General features: G+C 67.9%; 25 protein-coding genes and 2 riboswitches. Of the genes, 4 read left to right on the top strand and 21 right to left on the bottom strand.

The features are described 5' to 3' along the window. Position 1 precedes the first annotated feature (1 nt). From gcvP to secA2, 11 genes are all read right to left on the bottom strand, one after another. The gene (gene gcvP / locus BST42_RS12780; protein WP_083119053.1) at positions 2–2,845 is read right to left on the bottom strand and encodes an aminomethyl-transferring glycine dehydrogenase; all 2,844 of its coding nucleotides are present in this window, start codon (positions 2,843–2,845) and stop codon (positions 2–4) included. A 36-nt stretch (positions 2,846–2,881) separates the two neighbouring features. Continuing rightward, positions 2,882–3,016, bottom strand: a riboswitch (glycine riboswitch). Next, a riboswitch (glycine riboswitch) is annotated at positions 3,017–3,114 on the bottom strand. 21 nt (positions 3,115–3,135) lie between these two features. After that, positions 3,136–3,780 carry a MerR family transcriptional regulator gene (locus tag BST42_RS12775; RefSeq protein WP_083119051.1) on the bottom strand — a complete coding sequence of 215 codons (645 nt, stop codon included), beginning with the start codon at positions 3,778–3,780 and terminating at the stop codon, positions 3,136–3,138. 247 nt (positions 3,781–4,027) lie between these two features. After that, positions 4,028–4,522 carry a bifunctional nuclease family protein gene (locus BST42_RS12770; RefSeq protein WP_036344970.1) on the bottom strand — a complete coding sequence of 165 codons (495 nt, stop codon included), beginning with the start codon at positions 4,520–4,522 and terminating at the stop codon, positions 4,028–4,030. Between the two features lie 46 nt (positions 4,523–4,568). Then, positions 4,569–5,315 carry a transcriptional regulator FtsR gene (gene ftsR / locus BST42_RS12765; protein ID WP_083119049.1) on the bottom strand — a complete coding sequence of 249 codons (747 nt, stop codon included), beginning with the start codon at positions 5,313–5,315 and terminating at the stop codon, positions 4,569–4,571. Continuing rightward, complete coding sequence (gene garA / locus BST42_RS12760; RefSeq protein ID WP_233209206.1) at positions 5,315–5,782, bottom strand: glycogen accumulation regulator GarA; 468 nt, start codon at positions 5,780–5,782, stop codon at positions 5,315–5,317. The genes ftsR and garA overlap by 1 nt, the downstream gene beginning before the upstream one ends. A 156-nt stretch (positions 5,783–5,938) precedes the next feature. Further along, positions 5,939–6,334: a glycine cleavage system protein GcvH gene (gene gcvH / locus BST42_RS12755; RefSeq protein WP_083119047.1), complete on the bottom strand. Its 396-nt coding sequence runs from the start codon at positions 6,332–6,334 to the stop codon at positions 5,939–5,941. A 35-nt stretch (positions 6,335–6,369) separates the two neighbouring features. Next, positions 6,370–7,131: a DUF881 domain-containing protein gene (locus BST42_RS12750; RefSeq protein ID WP_083119045.1), complete on the bottom strand. Its 762-nt coding sequence runs from the start codon at positions 7,129–7,131 to the stop codon at positions 6,370–6,372. A gap of 1 nt (position 7,132) precedes the next feature. Then, positions 7,133–7,465 (bottom strand): small basic family protein, encoded by a 333-nt coding sequence (locus BST42_RS12745; RefSeq protein WP_083119044.1) that lies wholly within the window; start codon positions 7,463–7,465, stop codon positions 7,133–7,135. Between the two features lie 9 nt (positions 7,466–7,474). Continuing rightward, entirely contained in the window at positions 7,475–8,389 is a 915-nt protein-coding gene (locus tag BST42_RS12740; protein ID WP_083119042.1) for a DUF881 domain-containing protein, read from the bottom strand. Next, a complete protein-coding gene (locus BST42_RS12735; protein ID WP_083119040.1) occupies positions 8,376–8,972 on the bottom strand; it encodes a CDP-alcohol phosphatidyltransferase family protein in 597 nt (198 codons plus the stop codon). The genes BST42_RS12740 and BST42_RS12735 overlap by 14 nt, the downstream gene beginning before the upstream one ends. Positions 8,973–8,988: 16 nt before the next feature. Next, positions 8,989–11,259 carry an accessory Sec system translocase SecA2 gene (secA2, locus tag BST42_RS12730; protein WP_237159427.1) on the bottom strand — a complete coding sequence of 757 codons (2,271 nt, stop codon included), beginning with the start codon at positions 11,257–11,259 and terminating at the stop codon, positions 8,989–8,991. A gap of 323 nt (positions 11,260–11,582) precedes the next feature. Here secA2 and BST42_RS12725 point away from each other — a divergent pair, with 323 nt between their 5' ends. Continuing rightward, a complete protein-coding gene (locus BST42_RS12725; protein WP_083119037.1) occupies positions 11,583–13,496 on the top strand; it encodes an ABC transporter ATP-binding protein/permease in 1,914 nt (637 codons plus the stop codon). Here the strand turns inward: BST42_RS12725 and BST42_RS12720 are convergent. Genes BST42_RS12720 through BST42_RS12710 form a run of 3 tightly spaced genes read right to left on the bottom strand, consistent with a single transcriptional unit; the run spans position 13,493 to position 16,191 of the window. After that, positions 13,493–14,971 carry an FAD-binding protein gene (locus tag BST42_RS12720; RefSeq protein WP_083119036.1) on the bottom strand — a complete coding sequence of 493 codons (1,479 nt, stop codon included), beginning with the start codon at positions 14,969–14,971 and terminating at the stop codon, positions 13,493–13,495. The genes BST42_RS12725 and BST42_RS12720 overlap by 4 nt on opposite strands. Then, positions 14,968–15,459, bottom strand: coding sequence for a VOC family protein (locus tag BST42_RS12715; protein ID WP_083119035.1), 492 nt, complete (start codon positions 15,457–15,459; stop codon positions 14,968–14,970). The genes BST42_RS12720 and BST42_RS12715 overlap by 4 nt, the downstream gene beginning before the upstream one ends. Positions 15,460–15,504: 45 nt before the next feature. Then, entirely contained in the window at positions 15,505–16,191 is a 687-nt protein-coding gene (locus tag BST42_RS12710) for a TetR/AcrR family transcriptional regulator (protein WP_207569489.1), read from the bottom strand. 108 nt (positions 16,192–16,299) lie between these two features. Between BST42_RS12710 and BST42_RS12705 the strand changes: the two genes are divergently transcribed. Further along, positions 16,300–16,740: a nitroreductase/quinone reductase family protein gene (locus tag BST42_RS12705; RefSeq protein WP_083119639.1), complete on the top strand. Its 441-nt coding sequence runs from the start codon at positions 16,300–16,302 to the stop codon at positions 16,738–16,740. Here the strand turns inward: BST42_RS12705 and BST42_RS12700 are convergent. The 6 genes from BST42_RS12700 to BST42_RS12675 form a co-directional block, all read right to left on the bottom strand. Next, positions 16,737–17,429, bottom strand: a complete 693-nt coding sequence (locus BST42_RS12700) for an Rv1815 family serine proteinase (protein ID WP_083119031.1) — start codon at positions 17,427–17,429, stop codon at positions 16,737–16,739. The two genes, BST42_RS12705 and BST42_RS12700, sit on opposite strands and share 4 nt — an antisense overlap. Before the next feature lie 152 nt (positions 17,430–17,581). Next, positions 17,582–18,997, bottom strand: a complete 1,416-nt coding sequence (locus tag BST42_RS12695; RefSeq protein ID WP_083119029.1) for an NAD(P)/FAD-dependent oxidoreductase — start codon at positions 18,995–18,997, stop codon at positions 17,582–17,584. 28 nt (positions 18,998–19,025) lie between these two features. After that, positions 19,026–20,150, bottom strand: coding sequence for a cation:proton antiporter (locus BST42_RS12690; RefSeq protein WP_083119027.1), 1,125 nt, complete (start codon positions 20,148–20,150; stop codon positions 19,026–19,028). 4 nt (positions 20,151–20,154) lie between these two features. After that, positions 20,155–20,637, bottom strand: coding sequence for a cation:proton antiporter regulatory subunit (locus BST42_RS12685; RefSeq protein ID WP_083119025.1), 483 nt, complete (start codon positions 20,635–20,637; stop codon positions 20,155–20,157). A 34-nt stretch (positions 20,638–20,671) separates the two neighbouring features. Further along, positions 20,672–21,553, bottom strand: a complete 882-nt coding sequence (locus BST42_RS12680; RefSeq protein ID WP_083119636.1) for a sterol desaturase family protein — start codon at positions 21,551–21,553, stop codon at positions 20,672–20,674. A gap of 107 nt (positions 21,554–21,660) precedes the next feature. Then, positions 21,661–23,199 carry a carboxylesterase/lipase family protein gene (locus tag BST42_RS12675; RefSeq protein ID WP_083119023.1) on the bottom strand — a complete coding sequence of 513 codons (1,539 nt, stop codon included), beginning with the start codon at positions 23,197–23,199 and terminating at the stop codon, positions 21,661–21,663. Between the two features lie 160 nt (positions 23,200–23,359). Between BST42_RS12675 and BST42_RS12670 the strand changes: the two genes are divergently transcribed. Both BST42_RS12670 and BST42_RS12665 read left to right on the top strand, forming a co-directional pair. Continuing rightward, positions 23,360–23,704: a DMT family transporter gene (locus BST42_RS12670; protein ID WP_083119634.1), complete on the top strand. Its 345-nt coding sequence runs from the start codon at positions 23,360–23,362 to the stop codon at positions 23,702–23,704. Next, positions 23,704–24,027 (top strand): DMT family transporter, encoded by a 324-nt coding sequence (locus BST42_RS12665; RefSeq protein WP_083119021.1) that lies wholly within the window; start codon positions 23,704–23,706, stop codon positions 24,025–24,027. The genes BST42_RS12670 and BST42_RS12665 overlap by 1 nt, the downstream gene beginning before the upstream one ends. Here BST42_RS12665 and BST42_RS12660 read toward each other — a convergent pair. Next, positions 23,996–25,189 carry an MFS transporter gene (locus tag BST42_RS12660; RefSeq protein WP_083119020.1) on the bottom strand — a complete coding sequence of 398 codons (1,194 nt, stop codon included), beginning with the start codon at positions 25,187–25,189 and terminating at the stop codon, positions 23,996–23,998. The genes BST42_RS12665 and BST42_RS12660 overlap by 32 nt on opposite strands. Between the last annotated feature and the right edge of the window lie 6 nt (positions 25,190–25,195).

Below are 25,195 nucleotides of genomic sequence, written 5' to 3'. Positions count from 1 at the left end.
ATCAGGCGAACGCCTCCACCGGCGGGCACGAGCACACCAGGTTGCGGTCGCCGTACGCCCCGTCGATGCGGCGCACCGGCGGCCACACCTTCGGCCGTTTGCCCTTGCCGAGCGGGTAGGCCGCCTGCTCCCGGGTGTACGGATGGGTCCACTCGTCGACCAGTAGGCATTCGGCGGTGTGCGGCGAATTACGCAGCGGATTGTCCTCGGCGGGCCACTCCCCCGAGCCGACCTTGTCGATCTCGGCGCGGATCGCGATCATCGCCTCGCAGAACGCGTCCACCTCGGCCAGGCTCTCGCTCTCGGTGGGCTCCACCATCAGCGTGCCCGCCACCGGGAAACTCATGGTCGGCGCGTGGAAACCGAAGTCCGCCAACCGCTTTGCCACATCGTCGACGGTCACGCCGGTGGACTTGGTGATGCCCCGCAGGTCGAGGATGCACTCGTGGGCGACCATGCCGTTCTCGCCGGTGTAGAGCACCGGGTAGTACTCGTCGAGGCGGCGCGCGATGTAGTTGGCCGAGGCGATCGCGGTCAGCGTGGCATCGCGCAGGCCGCCCGCACCCATCATCCGGATGTAGGCCCACGTGATCGGCAGGATCGACGCCGATCCGTACGGGGCCCCCGACACCGGGTGTCCCTTCGGCAGTTCCTCGGCCATCGGGTGGCCGGGCAGGAACGCCGCCAGGTGCGACCGCACCGCCACCGGGCCGACGCCGGGGCCGCCGCCGCCGTGCGGGATGCAGAACGTCTTGTGCAGGTTCAGGTGGCTGACATCGCCGCCGAACTTGCCCGGCCGGGCCAGGCCGACAAGGGCGTTGAGGTTGGCACCGTCGACGTACACCTGCCCGCCGGCGTCGTGCACCGCGGCGCAGATGTTGGCGATGTCGTGCTCGTAGACGCCGTGGGTGGACGGGTAGGTGATCATCAACGCGGCCAGCCGCTCGGCATGCTCGCCGACCTTGGCGCGCAGATCGTCGAGGTCGACGTCGCCGTTCTCCCGGCACGCCACCACGACCACCCGCATACCGACCATCGCCGCGGATGCGGCGTTGGTGCCGTGCGCGCTGGACGGGATCAGGCAGACGTCGCGCCCGGTGTCGCCGTTGGCCAGGTGATAGTCGCGGATGGCCAGCAGACCGGCGTACTCACCCTGCGATCCGGCGTTGGGCTGCAACGAGATTGCGTCGTACCCGGTCAGCCCGGTCAGCCAGCCCTCCAGGTCGGCGATCAGCTTGCGCATCCCCGGGGTGTCACCGGCCGGGGCGAACGGATGCTGCCTGCCGAACTCCGGCCAGGTGATCGACTCCATCTCGGCGGCGGCGTTGAGCTTCATCGTGCACGACCCCAGCGGGATCATGCTGCGGTCCAGCGCGATGTCCTTGTCGGCCAGCGTGCGCAGGTAGCGCATCATCTCGGTTTCGGTGCGGTACCGATGGAAGGCCGGGTGGGTCAGGAATTCGCTTGTCCGCGAATCGATTTCAGGACCGGCGTAGTCACTGGCCACAGAAGCGCCGAACGACTCCAACACCAGGGCGACGTGCGCGGAAGTGGTGGCCTCGTCACACGTGACCGACACGTGGTCGGCGTCCACCCGCCAGATGTTGATGCCGCGACCCTTGGCCTCGGCCTGCACGGCGGCAGCGCGGTTCGGGACGTGCACCAGCACGGTGTCGAAGAAGGTGTCGTGCACCACCTCGACGCCGGCAGCACTCAGCCCGGCGGCCAGTGAGCGGGCGTGCGAGTGCACGCGCCGGGCGATCCCGGTCAGGCCCTGCGGCCCGTGGTAGCTGGCGTAGGAGGCGGCCATCACCGCCAGCAGCACCTGGGCGGTACAGATGTTGGACGTCGCCTTGTCGCGGCGGATGTGCTGTTCGCGCGTCTGCAGCGACAACCGGTACGCCGGTGCGCCGTCACTGTCGACCGACACCCCGACGAGGCGGCCGGGCAGCTGGCGGGCGTGCTTGTTGTGCACCGCAAGGAAACCGGCGTGCGGTCCGCCGAATCCCATTGGCACACCGAATCTCTGCGCGCTTCCGAACGCGACGTCGGCGCCCAGCTCACCCGGCGGGGCGATCAGCGTCATCGCCAACAGGTCGGCGCCGAGTGCCACCAGTGCGCCGCGCTCGTGGGCCTGCTCGACCAGCTTGGACCAGTCGGTCACCCGACCGCTGGCGCCGGGCAGCTGCGCGATGACGCCGAAGAACTCACCCTCGGGCAGCCCGCCCCGCAGGTCCGCGGTGACGATCTCGATGCCGAGCGGCTCCGCGCGGGTCGCCAGGATCGCCGCGGTCTGGGCGAACATGTCCTCGTCGACGGCAAGCCGGTTGGCCGATCCGCGCGACGCGCGGTGCATCAGCGTCATCGCCTCGGCGGCCGCGGTGGATTCGTCGAGCATCGAGGCGTTGGCCAGATCCAGGCCGGTCAGGTCGGCGATCATGGTCTGGAAGTTCAGCAGCACCTCGAGCCTGCCCTGGCTGATCTCCGGCTGATACGGCGTGTACGCGGTGTACCATGCCGGGTTCTCCAGGATGTTGCGCAGCAGCACCGGCGGGGTGAGCGTGTCGTAGTAGCCCTGCCCGATCATCGACACCGCGATGGTGTTGGTGTCGGCCAGTCCCCGCAATTCGGCCAGCGCCTCATGCTCGCCCACCGCGGCGGGCAGCTGATCGAGGCCGGGCGCGATGCCGTCGGCGGAAAGTGCGTCGAGAATGCCGGCAGGCAGCGCCTTGGCGGCCAGTTCCTCGAGCGAGGCGACGCCGATCACGTCGAGCATGGTGGCCAATGCATCGGAGTCGGGTCCGATGTGACGATCGGCGAAGGCGGGCTGACTGTGATTGGGCACGAGGACTCCTGACTTACGGCGCAGCCGTCAGCGGCGTCCTCTCCCTCTGTCGTCCACCCGGACCGGGCGCCTGAGAGATTCGGTCAGCCCGCGTGTCAGCGGCGCTGCCTTTCCCCATGGGCGGGTGATCTCAGCGAGAAAAATCCGAGTCACCGCTTTCCAGAGGCATCGTGGCCATGCGCGGTCCGGGTGCCTGAGAGGTTGACGGAGAGGTGTTGCTCCTTCGGCGTCCGTGACTGGCTGCCACGAAACTCTCCCGCGCGAGGGCGATACAGAAAAGATTCTAGCTGCTAACCGATCTTGCGGTCGCGGCTCTTCCGCCGGGACGCCAGCTCGTCCTCCGGCGAGGCGATCGACTCGCCGCCGTCGGCCCGCTCGCCGGGGAAGTCGGCGATCGCGCCGGACAGTTCCCGCATGGCGCCGCTGACGGCGATGCCGAACACACCCTGGCCGCCCTGCAGCAGGTCGACGACCTCTTCGGCCGACGTGCACTCGTACACCGTTGTGCCGTCAGAGAACAAGGTGATGTTGGCCAGATCCTGCACGCCGCGCTGCCGCAGATGGTCGACGGCAACGCGGATGTTGTGCAGCGAGATGCCGGTATCGAGCAGACGCTTGACGATCTTGAGGACCAGGATGTCCTTGAACGAGTACAGCCGCTGGCTGCCCGAGCCGGCCGCACCGCGGATGGACGGCACCACCAGTGAGGTGCGAGCCCAGTAGTCCAACTGGCGGTAGGTGATTCCGGCGATCTGGCAGGCGCTCGGCCCGCGGTAGCCGACCAATTCGTCGGGAACCGAGTCGTCGGGGAACAGGCCCTGCTGCACCGCCTCACTCACCGGCGCGCCGGCGGGCGTGTCCGCCTCAAAGCGGCCATCGGAATCAGAGCCCGTGCCAGCAAGGTCCAATTGTCCCTGACGTGGCTGCTCGCCCACGATGCTTCCTCTCGCCGTTCGAACCTATGGCCCGCTGACCGCTCCACCAACCACGTTTGCCCAGTCCGAGTCCACCGAGCATACGCTTTTCGACGGGCAGTCGCGCTCGTCGTTCGCAATCAAAGTATGGCCGCCCTTGCCCCTGCGCCGCGTCATCCGCCGCGCGTGTCGAACCGCTGCAGGCCAAGTGAGACGCATCCGTGATCTTGCTGTCGGCGACGCTGGCCGGCACCGCGGGGATACCCGGTCAGGTCGCCTTGAAATCGTCCGGGGACACGCTGTCCAGGAATTCCTTGAACTTCTCGACCTCGTCCTCGCGGACCGCGCCGGTGGATTCCTCGTCGTTCTCGTCGGGGATGAGCAGCCCGGCCTCGGCCAGCACCGCCTCCTCCACGTAGATCGGCACACCCATCCGCAGGGCGATCGCCACCGAGTCCGACGGACGCGCTGACACCTTGATGTCGCGGTCGAAGATCAGGTCGGCGTAGAAGGTGCCCTCCTGCAGATCCACGATGCGCACCTCTTTGAGTGAATGCCCCAGTGCGCCAATGACATCTCGGAACAGGTCGTGGGTCAGCGGCCGGGTCGGCTCGACGCCCTGCTGTTCGTACGCGATCGCGGTGGCCTCGGACTGGCCGATCCAGATCGGCAGATACCGGTCGCCGTTCGACTCCCGCAGCAGCAGGACCGGCTGGTTCTGGGGCTGTTCGACGCGAATGCCCACCACACGAACCTCGCCCATCTGTGTCTGACCTCCGCGCTCGTTGCAGTCCTTTGGAGTCTAGTCCTCAGCGGTCGAGAACGTCTCGTACAGCGGACTTGATCAACGATGTGTGCAACGTGATTGCCAGCGCGGCGACCTCACGCGCCAAGTCGTCCGCGCGATCGCGCGCCCCGGTCTTGCCCGCCTTGCCCACCGGGCCTGCGATCTGCGCGATGAGGTCGGACTGCCGATCGGCCGCGGACCGGAACGCCCGCAGGTGCCGCGGTTCCACGCCGTAGTCCCCCAGCGCCCGCGCACACTGCGCGATCACCACCGAATACTCGTCGAACAATCCACCCGGACCGGTGGTGATCACGCCCGCTTTGCACAGCGCGGTCAGCAACTCCTCGCCCACCCCGGAGCGTTCCAGCAGATCCTCGCGGCTCAGCCGGACCTGGGTGCGCGCCACATCGGTCTCGACGTCGGCGTCGTCACCGAATTGGCTGTCGTCGGCCACCCTCACCAAACGCGGTACGGCATAAGGCGATCCAACGTGAGGCAGCTCGCCGTCCGGCAGGGCGTCGAGCTGAGCCTTGATGACCTTGAGCGGCAGGTAGTGGTCGCGCTGCGCGGTCAGGATGAACCGCAACCGTGCGCAGTCGTACGCGGTGAACCGCCGATACCCCGATGCGCTGCGCTCCGGCGTGACGAGACCCTCAGCTTCCAAGAATCGGATCTTGGAGATCGTCACGTCCGGGAAGTCCGGTCGCAGCAGGTCCAGGACCGCTCCGATAGACATCCCGGCAAGCGCGGGACTATCGGGGGCGGTCACTAGCTTCCGGGACCACCTTCGTCCTCGGACGACTTCGGTCCGGTGAGGAACACCAGGCGGAACTTGCCGATCTGGACCTCGTCGCCATTGGCCAGGGTGGCCGAGTCGACCGGTTCACGGTTCACATAGGTGCCGTTGAGGCTGCCGACGTCGACGACCTGGAATTCGTTGCCGTCCAAGCGGAACTCGGCATGCCGACGGCTCACGGTCACGTCATCGAGGAAGATGTCGGAATCCGGATGGCGGCCGGCCGAGGTCGTCGCCTGGTCCAGCAGGAAACGCGAACCCGCATTCGGGCCGCGCTTCACGACCAGCAGCGCCGAGCCGACCGGGAGACCTTCGACCCCGGACACCCCGCTCTCGCCGCTGGTGGCCGCCGGGGCGTCCAGCTCGTTGAGGAAGTCGGCCCGGAAGACAGACGTCGTCTCCACGGTGACTTCGTCAGAGTTCTGGTCCTTGTCGGTCACCCGCTGCTCCTTCACTGGCTGCCGTGGCTGCACTTGGCGGGAATCCGCACAAGGCGCCCGTCCGCCTCACCAATCACTTACGACGACCGTACCGCGCAGTGGCCGTCGTTGTGCCCACCACCGCCGGATCGGTGGCTGGCAGGCACCCTAACAATGTCATTCAGTCACTGTGTCCCGATAGGCGTCCGCATCGAGCAACGCCGCCAACCCCTGTTCGAGGGTATCGCCGTCGACCTGCAACTCCAACAACCACCCCTGACCGTACGGATCGGAGTTGACCAGTCCGGGGCTGCCTTCCAATTCGCCGTTGACGGCAATCACTTTGGCCGACACCGGGGCATAGAGATCGGAAACCGATTTGGTGGACTCCACCTCGCCGAAGGACTCACCGGATGTGACGTCGCTGCCCACCTCGGGGAGCTGCACATACACCACGTCACCCAGCGAGGACTGGGCGAAGTCGGTGATGCCGACGCGCACGGTGTCGTCACCGGTACGCAGCACCCACTCGTGCTCGGCGGTGTAGCGCAGGTCGGCTGGGATTTCGCTCACAGTGCTCCTCGGTGTCGGTCATTTTGACGGGCTGCTCATTTGACGGGCTGAGCGTATTGTCGCGCTTTCGGTTGCCGCAAGGTGGTGATGTCCACCCGGTCGGACTGCGCGACGGTCATGCGCCCGCCCACCCGTTCGACGCTGTCGACGGCGCCGCCCGGGATGTTCATCGCGGCAGCCAGGGTGGGCGGATCGCCAATGGCGAGAACAGAATACGGCGGGCCCAGAGTTTGCGTGTCGATCACCAGCGCGCCGGGGCTGCCGACCACCCAGGTGTCGACCCCGACGCGGACGGCCTGCTGCCCGGAGCGGATCTCCATCGCCTCGGCGCCGGCGGCCCGCAGTTCGTTGATGACGTCGAGCATGGTTTCGGGCGCGACGCCGGGTCCGGGATCGTCGATCGTGATCGTCACGCCGGGGCCGGTAGCGGCGACCGTGCCGATCAGGATCGACAGCGCAGCCAGTCTGGCCTGCGCGTTCTGGATCGCGGCCTGGTCGCTGCTGCCCGCGGTCTGCATGGCCGCGAGGTTGCGTTGCAGATCGGCCACCTCGGTGTTGAGCGTCGCTTCGCGCTGCTGCAGGGAGCCGAGCAGGACCAGCAGGTCGGCCGGGCGGGCGGTGTCCAGCGCGTCGCCGGTCTCGGTCTGCCGGGCCTGGGTGGCGATCGCCACACCGAGCATCAGGCACAGCAGCACTCCGAGTGCGCCGAACATGATCTGGGTGCGGCTGCGGGGTCCGCGCAGCGGCGCCGGGGCGGGGCCGGGCAGTTCGTGGCGCCCGTGTTCGTCGTCGCTCATTTCAGGCCCCGAACAACCGGCGTCGCAGTGCGGCGGCGTTGCCGAAGATGCGGATGCCCAACACCACGATGATCGCCGTCGACAGCTGGGTGCCCACGCCGAGTTGATCGCCGACATAGACGATCAGCGCTGCCACCAGAACGTTGAAGACGAACGAGACGACGAACACCTTCGGGTCGAAGATCTTCTCCAGGTAGGCCCGCAGACCGCCGAACACCGCATCGAGAGCGGCGACGACCGCGATCGGCAGGTACGGCTGGATGACCTCGGGGACGCTGGGGTGCAACACCAACCCCAGCACGATGCCGACGACGAGTGCGGCGATTCCGATCATGTTCGCCCCCTATCGGCCGATCTGCTTGGCAAATTTAATCTCCCGTACCGCGCTTGCCGGCAGCGACAGGCCGTCGCCGCTGCTCACGCTGACCCCCACCCCATACGACACTTCGAGCAGCCGCAGCCGCTGCAGCCCGCTGCTCCGATCGAAGGTATCGCGCATCTCCCCCGGCGGCCCCACCGCCAGGATCGTGTAGGGGCTGCTGATCGGATGATTGTCGACCAGAATGGCGCCACCCGCCTGACGGATCGTCACGTTGGGGCCCATCCGCACTCCCCCGACCGAGATCGCTTCGGCCCCACTGGCCCACAACGAGTTCACCGTCAGCTGGAGATCGCGATCCAGGATGATCTGACGGCTGCCGGCCACCCGCTGCTTGGACACGTCGGACAGATCGCGGCCGACGCCGGGGTCGGTGACCGTCACGGACAAGCCGGGTCCGATGACGGCGGTGGTGGCCGCGGCGAGGCTGAGCGCGTCGAGCCTGCTGAGCAGATCCCGGCCCGCCGCGTCGTCACGCAGTTGGCGGCGCTGGATGCTGTCGGCTTGAGTGGCCAGCTCGTCGCGGCGCTGGGTGAGCCGGTCGGTGGTGCCTTCGGCGGATCGCACGCTGGCGGCGAGGACCTGCTGGGCGGCGTTGACGCCGGGCGCGGTGGTCCGGGCTTGCGCGACCGCGGCGGCGAACACCACCGCGATCAGCACCGCCGCCACCGCCTGCCAGGCCCGGTCGGCGATCTTTCGGCGGGACTGTCCACTCTCTTCCCGCGCAGCGGCAGCGGCAGCGTAGCCCGGGTCCAGATGTTCGGTGAGCAGTGAGCGCAACAGACCCGGCAGCGGAATGAGGGCAGGCCGCCGCTCGTGGCGTTCGCTGCGGCCGGCCTGCGGGTCGTAGCCGCCGAGCGCGCTGTCAGGTGCGGGCATCGCTGACGCCGGCTTTGGGCAGCGTGGTCACCACCAGACGGACTTGCAGCAGGTAGAGAACCGCCGACCAGAGGTACATGCCGACACCCCACAGCAGGAAACCCCAGCCGCAGGCGCCGATCACCCGGCTCCACGTCGCGTCCCACTGGCCGAGCAGCACCAGCGGGAAACCGGACATCAGCGCGAACGTCGCCGCTTTGCCGATGTAGGTGACCGGCAGCGCGGTGAGCCCACGGCTGCGCACCACCGGCAAGGTGGCGGCGAGCACCAGATCGCGGATGACCAGCGTCGCGACCAGCCACCACGGGACCACGCCCGCGAAGCCCATCCCCACCGGCACGGCCACCATGTAGACGCGGTCGACCAGCGGATCCAGCAGTGCGCCCAGCTGCGACGATTGATTGGGCACCAGACGCGCGATCTTGCCGTCCGCCCAGTCGGAGAAGCCGCTGAACATCAAGATCGCCACTGCCCACCCGTAGGCATCGGTGGCCAACAGCAGGTACAGGAACACCGGCACCAGCACCAGCCGGATCACCGACAGGACGTTCGGGATCGTCAGCACCCGGTCGCGGCGGTCCATGATGATGAACTTAGCGCTAGCGGAAGACCCCGGGCAGGCTGAGCGCCGACAACGTGTCGTCGTTGAGCGGGTTGTCGTGGACCATGTACGTCCAGGTCGAGGTCGGGCGGGCCAGCTTCGAGAGGTCCAAGCCCTGCTCTTCCTCGAGGATGTTGGCGGTCTCGAAGGTCTGCTGGGCGGCCTCGATGGCGTCGGCGGCCAGATGCGCGAACGCGTCGACGGCCATCCGGTGGAACTCGTCGAGCGGGTTCTGCCTGCCCAGCGCGCGCAGGTGAATGCTCTCCCGAATGTCGGCCAGGTAGGCGAGGTGGTCGGCCCAGCCGCGGTCGAGGTGGAACAGCATGATCTGGCGGCAGATCGTCTCGAGCTGCTCGTCGCCGGACTTCTCGGCCAGCTCCTCGTACCGGTCGGGCGAGAGTTCCTTGAGCTCGTTGCGCGCGGCGGGCGTGCTCAGCAGAGTGTTGCGACGCTCGACGATGATCGCGCGCTGCTGGGCGATGAGCTGGTTGTAGCGCCAGGTGTTGGCGTGCACGTCGAGCAGCCGGCCTTCGGCCACCCGCTGGGCGTGGTCGAGCAGGGCGCCGGCCTTGGGGCTGGTGATCCGGCCGGTCTCGTCGGCTTCGGTGGGCAGCTTGCCCTCGTCGAGGTGCGCGACGACGACGTCGTCCTCCCAGCTGGCGAAGAACACCGACGAGCCGGGGTCGCCCTGCCTGCCGGCACGGCCGCGCAACTGGTTGTCGAGGCGTTCGGTGCGGTGCCTGCCGGTGCCGATGACGTGCAGGCCGCCGAGCTCGGCGACCTTATCGTGGTCGGTTTCCTCCGAGCCGCCGAGCCGGATGTCGGTACCGCGGCCGGCCATCTGGGTCGACACCGTGACGGTGCCGAGCTTGCCTGCTTCGGCGATGACGGCTGCCTCTTCCTCGTCGTTCTTCGCATTGAGCACGACGGCCGGGACGCCGCGGCGGACCAGCCGCTCGTGCAGCTCTTCGGACTCGGCGACGTCGTGGGTGCCGACCAGGATGGGCTGACCTGTGGCGTGCACCTCGACGATGTGCTCCATGATCGCCTCGATCTTGGCCGCCGCGGTGATGTAGACGCGGTCGTCGGCGTCCTCGCGGATGTTCGGCGTATTCGGTGGGATCGGCGAGACGCCGAGCTTGTAGAACTGGCGCAGCTGCTCACCGGCGGCCAGCGCGGTACCGGTCATCCCGCACACCGTCGGGTACCGGTTGATCAGGGCCTGCACGGTGATGGTGTCCAGCACCTCGCCGGTCTCGGTGGTCTCGATGCCTTCCTTGGCCTCAACCGCGGCCTGCAGTCCGTCCGGCCAGCGCTGCAGCGACGCGATCCGCCCGCGCGAGGAGTTGATCAGCTGCACGGCGCCGTCGCGGACGATGTAGTGCACGTCGCGCTGTAGCAGCACATGCGCGTGCAGGGCGACGTTCACCTCGGTCAGCGTTGTGGTGACGTGCTCTTCGGAGTAGAGGTCGATACCGCCGAGCGCGGCCTCGAGCTTCTTGGCTCCCTCGTCGGTGAGGTGCACATTGCGACTGTCGGCGTCGGTGTCGTAGTCGGTCCCGGCCGTCAGCTCGCCGACCAGCCGGACGATCTCGACCTTCGGCGTCTCGCGGTGCGTGGTGCCGGCCAGCACCAGCGGTACCAGGGCCTCGTCGACCAGCACGGAGTCGGCCTCGTCGATCAGCGCGACGTCGGGATTCGGCGACACCAGATCGGCGACGTCGGTGACCAGCTGGTCGCGCAGCACATCGAAGCCGATCTCGTTGACCGAGGCGTAGGTGACATCGCATTCGTAGGCGGCGCGGCGTTCCTGCGCGGTCGACTCGGCGGTGATCCAGCCGACCGTGAGGCCCATCGACTCGATCAGCGGCGCCATCCATTCGGCGTCGCGGCGGGCCAGGTAGTCGTTGATGGTGACGACGTGGACGTTGCGCCCGGCCAGGGCGTAGCCGGCGGCGGCAATGGCACCCGAGAGGGTTTTGCCCTCGCCGGTGGCCATCTCGATGACGTCACCGGCGAGCATGCGCAGCGCGCCGGCCAGCTGGACATCGAACGGGCGCAGGCCGGTGGTCCGCTCCGCGGCTTCGCGGGCGATGGCCAGGAACTGCGGGATGTCCGACGATGAGGCGAGGTCGCCGAGTTCCAGCAGCTTCGCGGCCTTGGCCAGTTGATCGCCGTCGAGGCCCTTGGCCTTGTCGTCGAACTCCGCCGAGGCGTTTACCTCGGCCATCGAATGGGCCTTGGTCTTCTCGGTGGTGGCACCGAGCATGCGCCAGAAGCCCCGGCTGATGCGGCCGGGTCCGGGAGCGCTGTCCTTGCGAGTTTTCGCCACGGGTCAACGGTACCGTCGGCCCGTTTCCGCGCCCGATACCAACCCGGACGTTGAGCGACCGTCGGCATCATCCCGGCGGTTATCTTTGCTTCACCGCCCGCGACTCGACGCGGGGGCGGGTCCGACGACGACGCGCAAGCTCACATTTCGCCAGTCATCTGACACACACGCGCGCCTTCGCCGGGATGCCGGGGTAGGTTCGCCGGGAAAGCCACCGGATCGGGCGCCGTGCGCGACGACGCCGCAGGAGGAGAAACGCGTTGGAGAAGTTCACCCCGTCGATGGACTGGGGACACGAGCTCGTCCCGTCCCTGATCTGGATTTCAAAAGCGTGGGCGATCAGCGCCGTTTTGAGTCTCATCGTGCTGTTCCTGCTGGCCCGCTACACGGTGTGGGGCCGGCAGTACTGGCGGATCACCGGGGATTACTTCACCGGCCGGCAGAGCATCAGAGTGTGGATCTGGATCGCCGTGCTGTTGCTCTCCACGATCATCTCGGTGCGCCTCGACGTCCTTCTCAGCTACTACAGCAACGACCTGTTCACGTCGCTGCAGGTCGCGTTCCAGGGCGCTGGCGGCGGCAACGAGGAAGTCCGCCAGTCCGGTATCCACGGATTCTGGGCGGCGCTGATCCTGTTCGCCATCCTGGCGACGATCTACATCAGCCGGGTGATGCTGGACATCTACCTGATGCAGCGGTTCATCATTCGCTGGCGGGTGTGGCTCACCGACCGGCTCACCTGCGACTGGCTCGACGACCACGCCTATTACCGCACCCGGTTCACCGACAGCGACATCGACAACCCCGACCAGCGCATCCAGTACGACATCGACATCTTCACCGCCGGAGTGGGATCTTCGCCGAATACGCCGATGATCGGCAGCTCCAGCACGCTGCTGTTCGGCGCGATCAACTCGCTGGTGACGGTGGTCTCGTTCACCGTGATCTTGTGGAACCTGTCGGGTCCGCTGACGTTCCTCGGTGTCACCCTCGGGCACGCGCTGTTCTGGGTGGTGCTGGTCTACGTGTTGGTTGCGACGGTCATCGCGTTCTGGATCGGCCACCCGTTGATCCGGCTCAGTTTCCGCAACGAGCTGACCAACGCCGTCTTCCGCTACGCGCTGGTCCGGCTTCGTGATTCGGCCGAGGCTGTCGGCTTCTACCGCGGCGAGAACGCCGAGCGGGGCCTGCTGCGCACCAAGTTCGCCCAGATCATCGCCAACTACAAGCGCTACGTGAATCGCACGATCGCGCTGACCGGCTGGAACCTGTCGATGAGCCAGATCATCAACCCGCTGCCGCTGGTGATCCAGGCGCCGCGGTTGTTCGCCGGGCAGATCGACCTCGGTGACGTCACGCAGTCGTCGAGCGCGTTCGGGTCGATCCACGACTCGCTGTCGTTCTTCCGCAACGCCTACGACTCGTTCGCCTCGTACCGGGCGGCCATCATCCGTCTGCACGGCCTGGTGGAAACCAACGCTGAGGCACGCGAGCTGCCCAAGCTGACGACAGTCACCAGCACTGACGGCTCGGTGGAACTGCGCCGTGTCGAAGTCCGCACGCCCAGCGGCAGCCAGCTCGTCGATCCGATCGACCTGCGACTGGAGCCTGGCGAGACCCTGGTCATCACCGGGCCGTCGGGTGCGGGCAAGACCACGCTGCTGCGCAGCCTGGCCCAGATGTGGCCGTTCACCTCCGGCACCCTGTGCCGCCCCGAGGACGACCACACCATGTTCCTGTCGCAGATGCCATACGTCCCGCTGGGCGACCTGCGGACCGTGGTGTCCTACCCGGCCACCTCCGGGGAGATCAGCGACGACGACCTGCAACATGCGTTGTCCAAGGTCGCCCTGTCGCACTTGACGATTCGCCTCAACGAGTCCCAGGACTGGGCCAAGGTGCTCTCGCCGGGTGAGCAACAGCGCATCGCGTTCGCCCGCGTCCTGCTGACCAAACCGAAGGCGGTCTTCCTCGACGAAGCCACCTCGGCGCTCGACGAGGGTCTGGAGTTCGCGCTCTACGAGATGGTGCGCACCGAGCTACCGAACACCATCCTGGTCAGCGTCAGCCACCGCAGCACCGTCGAGCAGCACCACGTCAGGCACCTGGAACTGCTCGGCGAGGGCCAGTGGCGCCTCGGCCATGTCGAGGGCAACGAGCCGGCCACCGTTTAGCCTGCGGCGCGGGCACTTTCGGCTGCCACCGTGGCGGCGTGCGTTCCCGCCCGCCGGCCGAAGAAGGAGCCCTCTCCCAGCTGGGTGCCACTCGCGTAGCCCTTGCCGTCCTGAGCGATGTTGGACGCGCACGCGCCCGCCGCGTAGAGGCCCGGAATCACGCTGCCGTCGGCGCGCAATACCTCGCCGTCGACATCGGTGGCCAGCCCGCCGACGGTGAAGCCGGAGTACATCGCCTTGCCCAGCGTCAGATCGAAGGCACCCCACGGCCCCTTGTCTTGCGGCGCAAGGAATTCCGGCTGTTTGTGGAACTCCGGATCCTCACCCTTGGCAGCGTGCTCGTTGTAGCTGTTCAGCGTCTCGACCAGGTTGCCCGTCGGGATGCCCAGCGCGGCCTCCATCTCCTCGACCGTCTCCCAGCCGTCGATGAAGGTGATCAGCGGGATCTCCGGACGCTGCATGTGCGCCTCGTCGACGATCAGGTAGGCCGCACTGTCGGGCTGGTCCATCACGAAACCAGAAGTGCGCGAATGGTAGGAGTCTTCGGTGACGAACCGCTTGCCCTCCTTGTTCACGATGATGCCGGTCAACAGGATCGACGGCGGGTAGACGGGCGCGGTGATGAAGATCTGGTCCATGTGCTTGGTGGCCCCGCCCACCGACTCGCCGAGGCGGATGCCCAGGCCGTCGTCGTAGGTGTTGCCGAGCACGAACGGCTTCTCGGCGAGCTTCGGCGTGAGCTTGGCGACCATCTCGGGGTTCATCACGAAACCGCCTGCGGCGATCACCACCGCCTTGGCCCGGATCGATCCGGTCTCGGTGAACTTCTTCCATGACACGCCGACGACGGCTCCGTCCTCGACGACGAGATTCGTTGCGCCCGTTTCGTACCGGATCTGCACGCCCAGTTCCGCGGCTCGCTTGAGCAGCAGGTCGATCACCATCGCCGCGCCCTGGGTGTCACCGGGAACCGGGACCTTGTGGCCGCGCGGGGCGGGCACCGCCATGTTCTTGTAGGGCCACACCTTCTCGTTGCCGGTGAACATCAGCCCCTCGGTGTTGGGCTGGATGACCGCCTTCTCCGGGTAGTAGCTGCGCTCGAACGCGATCCCCAGCTCCTCGAGCCAGTTGAAGTGCTCGACGCTGCCTTCGCAGTAGGCGCGGATCTTGTCGAGTTCGGGTTCGCGCGACACGGCGACGAGGTAGTTGTACATCTCTTCGACGCTGTCGGTATGCCCGGTGGCCTGCTGGACGGCGGTTCCGCCGCCGAGGTAGAAGTGACCGCCGGCCATCGAGGTCGTGCCGCCGGCGACCGCGGCGCGCTCGAGCACCAGCACCCGCGCGCCGGCGGCGGCGGCGCTGACCGCAGCACATCCACCGCCGATGCCGAACCCGATCACCACGACGTCGACCTCGTCGGACCAGGCGGTCACATCCGAGGCGGCGACGGTCGCGGGAATCTCCAGGCCACTCATTGCTGCTCCTGTTTCACATAGTCGAAGAACGTGCGGATCTCGTCGGGGACGTAAGCGATCTCGAGGTAGGGCACACCGGCCGCGGCGGCGGACAGGTATGCGAACCGCATGCCGCCCGGCATCACGCCGCGGGCGACGACCTCCGCCGACGGGCCACCGTTGGCCAGCGCGGCGTCGAACGCGTCGGTGTCGGGGACCTCCACGCAGATGTGGTGCAGCCCGGGGCCGCTCTGCTCGAGGAACTCGGTGTAGATGCTCTCGCCGCGCGTCGGTGCGATGAGTTCGAGCTGGGTGTCACCGGCGTAGCTCAGCGAGATGTCGGCGTAAAAGTCGGCGGGGTTGCCGCGGTGTTCACAGGTGTCCGGCCCGAAGTGCACATCGGGCATGCGAACCCATTTCCTGGCCCCGAGCAGCGTCGTCAACGCCGCCTCGGTGGCGTCCAGGTCGCGGGTCACCCACGCGATCTGGACAGGTGTCTGGTCGGTCATCGGTTCGAGGATATCCCCGCTCCGCCGGTGTGGCTAGAACGTGTTCTAGTTTTGCGCGGTCAGCAGGTCGATGGCCAGATGCAGCTGCTCGTCGAACAACGCCCGAGGATCGGTGAAGGTGTCGGTGCCGTACTGACCGAATACCTCGAGGCTGACGGCCCCGATCAGCATGGCCCAGATCGCGGTGCACCGGATCACCAGCGCATCGTCGCCGGGGAAGCCGAACTCGTCCCGCACATGGATCAGGTCGGTCGACATCGGTTGGGCGACATGGTGTTCGGTGAGGGCAATATCTCCGGTGGCCACGCCGGTGGCGACCGCGTCGAACAGCATGCCGATCACCCGGGTGCCCGGCCCGGTGGTCAGCTCGGCCGGCGCGTGATAGCCCGGCACCGGGCTGCCGTAGAGCAGGGCCCACTCGGCGGGCTGGTCCAGCGCCCAGCCACGGATGGCGTGGGCGATGGTCGCGACGTCGGCTCGCCAGCCGCCGTCGGCGGCCACCCGCGCCTGCCCGACCGCGTCGGCGAGGTCGGAGTAGGCGTCGACCAGCAGGAGGGTCAGCAGGGCATCGCGGCTGGCAACGTAGCGATACACCGCCGAGGACACCATGCCCAGCTCGCGGGCGATGGCCCGCACCGACAGCCCGGCCGCCCCCACGGTCGCCAGCTGCCGACGCCCGATCTCGACGATCTGGGCTTCGATGCGTTGCCGCGCGTCCTCGCGTTTCCCCACCCGCCGAGTCTGACACAGCCGAGATCACTGCTCTTGCTTTTCATTTACACCACTGGCACCCTCGTTCTGAGAGCACTGCTCTCTATCTTCGAGTCGATGGGAACCGTCATGAATCAGCACTACGACCGCCCGAACGCCGCCGCCCGCGCGGCCAACGCCGTCATCCGCAGGCTCGCCGAGGCGGGCATCAGCATCGCGGGCACGCAGGCGCTGCGCGTGCGCGGCCGCAAATCCGGCGCGGTGCGCAGTGTGGTCGTCAACGTGCTGCGGGTCGGTGACACCGAGTACCTGGTCTCCCCGCGCGGCAACACCCAGTGGGCACGCAATGCGCGGGCAGCAGGCGAGGTGGAACTCGGCCCCCGCTGGCGTCGCAGCCCGGTCGGCCTCACCGAGGTCCCCGACGACGCCAAGCCGGCCCTGCTCAAGAGCTATATCGACCGGTGGTACTGGGAGGTCAAGGGCCACATCGCCGGCCTCACACCCGAGTCGACGGATGCCGAATTGCGTTCGGCCGCACCGGTAATCCCGGTGTTCGCGCTCGCGCGCTAGTTGGCGTTGGCCTGCTCGGCGGCAGCCACGTTGACCACGTCGGCGCCGGCACGCACCTGCTGGCTGGTGGCCACCCACGACACCGCCGCGGGCAGATTGCCCCAGGTGCTGTTGAACAGCCCGACGATCACGGCCTTGTTGTTGTCGACCGGCATGTACACCGGGCCGCCGGAGTCGCCCTTCTGGCTGACCACGCCGTTCTCCATGGTGAACCAGCCGTTGTTGACCCGCTCGATCGAGCCGCAGCTCTCACCGGTGATCACCCCGAAGTGGCAGACCGGCTGGCCGTTGGCCATCGGCGGGGCGGACTCGGCGACCAACTGGCGGCCACCGGGCAGGATGTTGTTGACCGTGACGTCGGCGCCCAGGGTGATCATCTCGTAGTCGGAGATCACCTGGTCGGTCCGCACGACCGCGCCATCAGGGGTGTTGTCCTGGAACGTCGACACCATGCCGATGAAGCGGCCGTCGCGATCCGTCACCGGGCCGTCAGCCTGGCAGTGTCCCGCCGAATAGGCGACTCGCGCCACCGGGTCGACGTATCCGAGCGTGCAGACGTTACTGGCCTGGCGGATTTCCATCCCGGGCGAAACGACGACACCGGGTGTTGCATGGGCCAGCGGGGCGATGATCGCCGACGCGGCCAGAGCCACTGCGGTGGAGACGAATCCCAGTGAAAAGCGAGTCACCTTACACCCCGATCGGTCGGCGGTACGTCAAGGACGCGCCGCAGAAGTATCTCGACTGTGTATCGGCGCCGATTTCAAATCGTTACCAACGAACTATGACGTACCCGGCGTGTCGCCGCAGGAATCGCCGCAGATCGGGTTAAAAGCCTGGGTTACGAGTCGAACCCGAGCCCGAATCGGTCGAGGGTGCGCAGGATGAGGTTGCGTTTGCCATGGTTGTGATCGGCCCGGTCCAACGACCACCGGGTCGCCTGAATGCCCACACTGGCCACCGGTTCGGGCGGGAAGGGCAACGGCTTGCGGTTGACCATCTCCAACTCGGTCCGCTCGGTGGGGTGACCGTCGAGCAGGTCGAGGCAGACGTCGGCGGCGAAGCGTGCGGCGCCGACACCCAGACCGGTGAATCCGTTGACATAGGCGATCCGGCCCCGGCCGGCCAGGCCCCAGTGCGCACAGAACCGGGTGTTGGTGTCGATCGCGCCTGCCCAGCGGTGGCTGAACCGGACGTCCTCGAGTTGCGGGAACGTGATGAAGAAGTGGGCGGCCAGCTTGCGGTAGCTCTCGGGCCGGTCTTCGTACATCGAGTCGACGCGACGACCGTAGTGATAGACGGCGTCGTAGCCGCCCCAGACGATCCGGTTGTCGGCCGAGAGGCGGTAGTAGTGGAACTGGTTGGCGCTGTCGCCGATGCCTTGCCGGTTGCGCCATCCGATCCGGTCCAGCTGGTCGCTGGTGAGCGGCTCGGTGGACAGCACGTAGTCGTACACCGGAATGGTGTGGAACCGGTTTCGCTTCAGCAGGCTCGGAAAGACGTTGGTGGCCAACACCACCTGGTCGGCCTGGAGTACCCCGGCCGAGGTTTCCACTCGTATCACCCGCGGTTCGCGGTGCACCGATGCTGCCGCGGTGTGTTCGAAGATCTCGACCCCGGCCTCCGAGCAGGCCCGGGCGAGCTCGAAGACCAGTCGCGCCGGGTGGACGATCGCGCAGGTGTCGGTTGCCCACAGACCGGCCCGATAGGTCGGTGAGGCGACTTCGGCGCGCACGGCCGCTTGATCCAGGAACCGGCCTTCGCCGTCGTCGGCGCCCTCGGCCAGCCACTCGACCTGATGCGCTTCGGTGGCGACCGCGAGCATGCCGGTGCGCTCCCAGTCCACGTTCATGCCGTAGGCAGCGATGTCGGCCTGCATGCCGTCGAGGTTGGCCAGGCCGAGCTTCTCCAGACGGTCGAACTCTCCTGGCCAGCGCGACTTTCCGTTCTCGGCGCCGTGGGTGATGCTGGCCTCGACGAAGCCGCCGTTGCGTCCTGATGCCGCCCAGCCGACCCGTTCGGCTTCGATCAGCACCACCCGCGCTGCGGGGTTGCGTGACTTTGCGTGCAGCGCCGACCACAGGCCGGCGTAGCCGCCGCCGACCACCAACAGGTCACACGTCAGGTCGCCGGACAGCCGGGGGTAGTCGGGACGGGCGACCAGCGACGAGTCCAGCCACATCGATCCGAACGCGGCGGAGCCCAGCGCCCGGGCGATCAGGGCGGGGTCGACGTCGCGGTCAAATACGGTCTGCACCCCAGCATGGTGCCATGACGGCGGCGTCCTACCGGGCGAACCGCGCGAGTAGGGGCCCGACGATGGCCAGGACGAAAACATAGGGGGTGGCCAGCGTTCCCACCGCCGCGACGGTGGTCCCCGCCAACCCGATGATCACCAGCGAGAACTCCCCGCGGGCGACCAACGCGGTGCCCGCCCGGAGCTGACCCGGCCTGCCGACACCGTCGCGACGGGCGGCGTACACACCGGTGGCCACCTTCGTGATCGCGGTGACCGCGGCCAGCAGCACGGCCGCCGGCAACATCGGTACCAGGTCCGCAGGTGCCACCGACAACCCGATCGCCAGGAAGAACACCGCCGCGAACAAATCACGCAGCGGGGTGAGCACCGCGCGGGCCCGCTCGGCGGTCTCCCCGGTCAGCGTCAACCCGACCAGGAACGCGCCCACCGCGGCCGACGCGTGCAGATGTTCCGCCGCCGCAGCCACCAGCAGAGTCAGCCCGAGGATGCGCAACAGGAGTTGCTCGTCGTCGGGATGGCTGATCAGCCGGCCCAGATGATGGCCCCAGCGGTACGACGCCGCGAACACGAGCACCAACGCGACCATCGCGGCGGCCATCCACAGCAGCGCCTCCCACCACGTGCCGCCGGCTGCCAGCACCGCCAGCAGCGGCAGGTAGGCGGCCATCGCGAAGTCCTCGAGCACCAGGATCGACAGCACGGCAGGGGTTTCCCGGTTACCCAGCCGCCGCAGGTCGTTGAGCAGGCGTGCGATCACTCCCGACGAGGAGATGAACGTGATGCCCGCCATCGCCAGGATGCCGACGAAGTTCAGGCCGAGCAGCCAGCCGGCGATCGCACCCGGGGTCGCGTTGAGGACGAGGTCGACGCCGGCCGAGGGCAGGTGCCGCCGCATACTGGCGGCGAATTCGCCGATGGAGAACTCCAGGCCCAGGGTCAGCAGGAGCAGCACCACACCGATCGTCGCGCCGGTGGACACGAACTCCCCCGCCGCCGGAACCGGCGCGATTCCGCCGTTGCCCAGGGCCAGCCCGGCGAGCAGGTAGAGCGGGATCGGAGACAGCGCGAACCGGCGCGCCAGGGTTCCGAGGATCGTCAGGACCGTGAAGATGACGCCGAGTTCAACCAGTAGCGCCGCCGACACAGCCACTAGATCATCCTTGGTCGACGATTCGACGGACGCCGGAAATGCCGTGCTCGGTGCCGATCACGACGAGGACGTCGCGGGCGTGCAGCACCTGGTCGGGTTTGGGCGAGGCGAGCACCTCTTCATCGCGCACGATGGCCACGATCGACGCGCCGGTGCGGGTGCGGGCCTTGGTATCCCCCAGCGGCCGGTCGACGAACGGTGACCCCGCCGCGATCTCGACCTGGCCGGCGTCCAGGCCGGGCACTTCCTTGGTCAAGTCGGCGAAGCTCTCCACCATCCGCGGGGCACCGAGGATCTGGGCCAGCGCGTCGGCTTCCTCGTCGGTGAGACGGAACACCGGGCGCGCCTGGTCGGGGTCGGGAGCGCCGTAGACGACGACTTCGAAATCACCGCCGCGCCGGGCGATCACACCGATGCGGTTGCCGTCGGCGTTGTCGAACTCGTACCGCAGCCCGACTCCGGGCAGCAGGACTTCTTTGACCTCCATGGGCTCCATCCTCGGGTGGCGGCACCGATGTTGACTAGCTGGCCGCCACCGTAGTCGCCGGCCGCGGTGCGGTGCGCGGCGCCCAACCGGGCGGACCGAAGACGTAGCCCAGCCGGTCACGCCAGCGCCGCGCCGAGCGGACATCGCGAGCGATCGCCGCGTATTCGTGGGTCTGCAACGTCCAGATGTTGAATGTGGTTACCGGCTTGGTCAGGCCGTAGTGCGGCCGGAACAGTTCGGGCTGAAACGTCCCGAACAGGCGATCCCACACGATCAGGATGCCGCCGTAGTTCTTGTCGAGATACTCCGGATCCATCCCGTGATGCACGCGGTGATGCGACGGAGTGTTGAACACGAACTCGAAGGCCCGCGGCAGCTTGTCGATGCGTTCGGTGTGGATCCAGAACTGGTAGATCAGGCTGATGGAGAAGCTGGTGAACACCATCCACGGCGGAACGCCCAACAGCGGCAACGGAATCCACATGATGATCTCGCCGCTGTTGTTCCACTTCTGTCGCAGCGCGGTCGCGAAGTTGAAGTAGCGGCTGGAGTGGTGCGCCTGGTGGGTGGCCCAGATCAGCCGTACCCGGTGGGCGGTGCGGTGGTAGGCGTAGAACAGCACGTCCACCCCGACGATCGCGATCACCCACGTGTACCACTTCGTCGGCGACAGGTGCCACGGCGCGACGTAGGCGTACAGCGCGGCGTAGCCGAGCAGTGCACCGAATTTCCAGACGCCCATCGTCGCGACCGACATGAGCCCCATCGAGATCGAGGCCCACGCGTCGCGGGCGTGGTAGGCGCCGGACGCGGGTTGGTCGGCTTCGGTGAGCTGCTCGAGCTTGCGAGCCGCGGTCCATTCGAGGATCAGCAGCAGGAGGAAGAACGGGATTGCGAACAGCACCGGCTCACGCATCTGCGGCGGGAGAACGGACAACAGTTCACCGATTCGATCCACGCGACACCTCCGGCGGGGAGTCTAACGCGATCCGGCCGCGTTGTTAGACACGGCGTCAAGAAGCCTCAGCGGAAGCTGAGTACCTCGTTGCCCCAGGTTTCGCGGATCGGCCGGTCGAGGTCGTCGACGACGCGGTCTCGGCGATCGATGACCAGCGTCGCGCGGTCGTCGGTGCGGTACGGCGCCCAGTGCGGCAGCCCCACCGGAACGTTGGGCTCGCCGGTGGCCGCGAACGCGGTCCAGCGCGCCCGCACCCGCTCCGACAGCTCTTCGCCGGTCTTGAGCCCGCCGAGCTTGAACGTGACGTCACGAGGGCCGGAGATCAGGTTTCCCCAGACGTAGATGAGCTCGGTGGCGTGCGCCGCGCCCAGCCGGATCGCTTTGAAAAGCGGTGTGGCCCAATCAAATCGATAGAGGTAGACCGGAGCCACCGCGGTGTGCCCCTCGGCGAACCACACCGTCGGCATCCGGAAGCCGACGTCGCTGGCCACCCCCAAACTGCGGGTGCGCGCCATTTTGGCGGGGTACGCCGAACTGACCTGATCGGCGGTCGGCAGCTGCAGGTCCGGCTGGTCGTTGGCCATCTCGCTGAACATCGTCCGGACCGACTTGGGCGCGATGGGCATCAGCGGTGAGCGCATCAGCCGGAACAGGGCGGCCTCGTCCTTGTTGGTACCGATCAGCAGCGGCACCGGATGGGTTTTGCCTGCCCTGGCCAGCGTCACCGGGTAGTCCGGCACCAGATCACCGTCGACGGTGGGCGCGAACGCCAGCAACCCGGGTGTGGTGGCCGGAACATGGTCGAACAGATGCTGTGATGCGTCGACCAGAGTCTCGACGGGCGCGCGGTGCGCCTCTTCTGCTGTCATGCCGAGCCGATCGAGGAACAGATCGGCCACGGTGCCCGCGCGCTCGCCGCCGTAAATCGACGTGGCCGGCGCGCTCTGGGCGATCGCGCGGGAGAACACACCGGCCGCTTCCGGCACGGCCAGCAGCGTGGTCGTGATCGCGGCTCCGGCGGATTCACCGAACAACGTCACCCGGTCCGGGTCGCCGCCGAATCCGGCGATGTTGTCCTGCACCCAGCGCAGCGCGGCCAGCACGTCGCGCAGGGCGACATTGCTGTCGAACCCGGCCGACGAGAGATCGAGGAAGCCCAGCGCGCCGAGCCGGTAGTTGATCGTGACGACGACGACGTCGGAACCGGTGGCCAGCACGGTGCCGTCGTACATCGGCTGGCTGCCCGACCCGAAGATGTAGGCGCCGCCGTGCACCCACACCATCACCGGCTTGGGCTCGCCGGTGCCCGACGGCGACCAGATGTTCAGGAACAGGCAGTCCTCGTCGGCGCGGGTGCCCAAGCCCATCGGGATGGGGCTGCGCGGCTGCGGACTGACCGGACCGAACGTCGTCGCATCGGCGACCTCGGTCCACGGCTGCGGAGCGACGGGTGCCCGCCAGCGCAGGTCTCCGACCGGCGGGGCGGCATAGCGAAGGCCCTTCCAGGTCTTGACTCGGCCGTCGTCGGCGCCGCGGACCGGCCCGTAACGGGTCTCGACGATCGGGCTGTCCACGATCGGCCGCACGCTCGCATCCGTTGTCATCGTTGTCCTCCTGCACATCGCGCGATGTCGATGAACGACACCACCCATCCACGCTACCGACGGGTAACGCGTCCGGGCTTGCGGCTGCCGGTCTATCCGGTCACCGCGGCCGCCGGCTATGACGGCGGCCACACTCGTCGGCCCAGCTATCCTGGCCCGCGTGCGGAAATGGGCGCTCCTGTTGGCCGCTATCACCGTGGAGGTCACCGGCACCCTGTCGCTTCGCGCGTCGCAAGACCATTCGGCGTGGCTGGTCCTGGTGGTGTCCGGCTATCTCGCCTCCTTCTACTTCCTGGCGTTGGTGCTGCGGGCCGGCATGCCGGTCGGGGTGGCCTATGGCGTCTGGGGTGCGGTAGGAACCGCGGCGACGGCCATTCTGGCGGCGGTGATCTTCGGCGACCCGTTCACCGTCCCGATCGTGGCCGGGATCGGGTTGATCATCGCCGGCGTTCTGCTCGTGGAGCTCGGGTCGCGGAATCACGCCGGCGAGGAGGGCACGCGGTGATGTGGCTGACGCTGGCCGGGGCCATCCTCATCGAGGTGTGCGCGACCCTGTGCCTGCGCGCCTCGGACGGTTTCCGCAAGAAGGCGTGGGTCGCACCGATGCTGCTCGGCTATCTGGTGTCGTTCACGCTGCTGTCGGTGACCCTGTCGCTGGGTATGCCGGTCGGGGTCGCCTACGGCGTGTGGTCGGCGGCCGGGGTCGCCCTGATCGCGGTGATCGCCCGGGTGTTGTTCGCCGAGCCGCTGACCCCGCTGATGATGGGTGGCATCGCGTTGATCATCGCGGGTGTGCTCACGATCGAACTGACCGGCGCCGTGGGCTGAGAGCGCGGGCCAGCAGTACCGCCGCCAGTCCGGCCACCGGGACGGTCAGCAGACCGACTCGCAGCGACACCGCGTCGGCGACCGCACCCACCAGGATCGGCGATCCGAGGAATCCCACTCGCATCAGCCACGTCAACACCGTCAGCCCGGTGCCCGGCCGCAGTCCGGGCAGCTCGTCGGCGGCGTGCATGGCGGCGGGCACCAGGGTGGCCGAGCCGAATCCGGCGGCGGCGAACCCGGCGATGGTGCCTGGGATGCTGGGGAACGCCAGGGCGCCCGCCATCCCTACGGCGACGATCAGACCGCCGGCCCTGGCGACCGTGCATGGCCCCCACCGGTCGGTCAATCGGTCGCCGACGAGGCGGCCGATGAACTGGAACCCGACCAGGGCGACGTAGCCGAACGCCGCGAGCGCAGCGGGCGCCGACAGCGAATCTCGCAGATACAACGTGGCCCACGAACTGCCCGCGTCCTCCACGGCGGCACCGGCGATCGCAATGGCCACCAGCGCGGCCAACGCGACATAGACACTGCGACCCGCCCGGCCCGTGGCCCGCTCACCCAGCGGGGTTTCGGTGTCGTCGTGGTCAGGCCCGGGCAGCAGGTAGCGGTAGGCGACCAGGCACACCGCGCTGAACAGCAGAGCGGAGACCGAGAGCTGCACGGCACGGGGAATCCCGAGATAGATTGCGCCCGCGCCGATCAGGCCGCCCAGCACGGCGCCCGACGACCACACCGCATGCAGCGAGTTGATGATGAAGCGGCCGTACGCGCGTTGCACGCGCAGCCCGTGCACGTTCTGGGCGACATCGGTCACCGAGTCGGCCGCGCCGGCGCAGAACAGCACCGCCGCCAGGGTCGGCCCGGTGGGTGCCACGCCGGCGAGAACGGTGAACACGGCGAGCAGCAGAGAACTCGCGACCGCGACAACCGACGAACGGTAGCGGCGGACGAGGGCGGCGGCGGTCAGCCCGGTCAGGAGCGCGCCCGCCGAGAACGCGGCCACCGCCAGACCGAACGCCGAGTTGGACAGGCCCAGGTCAGCCTTGATCTCTGGGAAACGCGGCAGCAGGTTGGCGAACAACACGCCGTTCGTCAGGAACAGGGCGGCGCTGGCGATCCGTGCTCGCCGATTTCGTACAGCGAGTCCGGGGCCGCCCATGTGAGG

The organism is Mycolicibacterium rhodesiae (genome assembly GCF_002086695.1).
Classification (GTDB): Bacteria; Actinomycetota; Actinomycetes; order Mycobacteriales; family Mycobacteriaceae; genus Mycobacterium; species Mycobacterium rhodesiae.
This window is presented reverse-complemented; position numbering and strand designations above follow the sequence as displayed.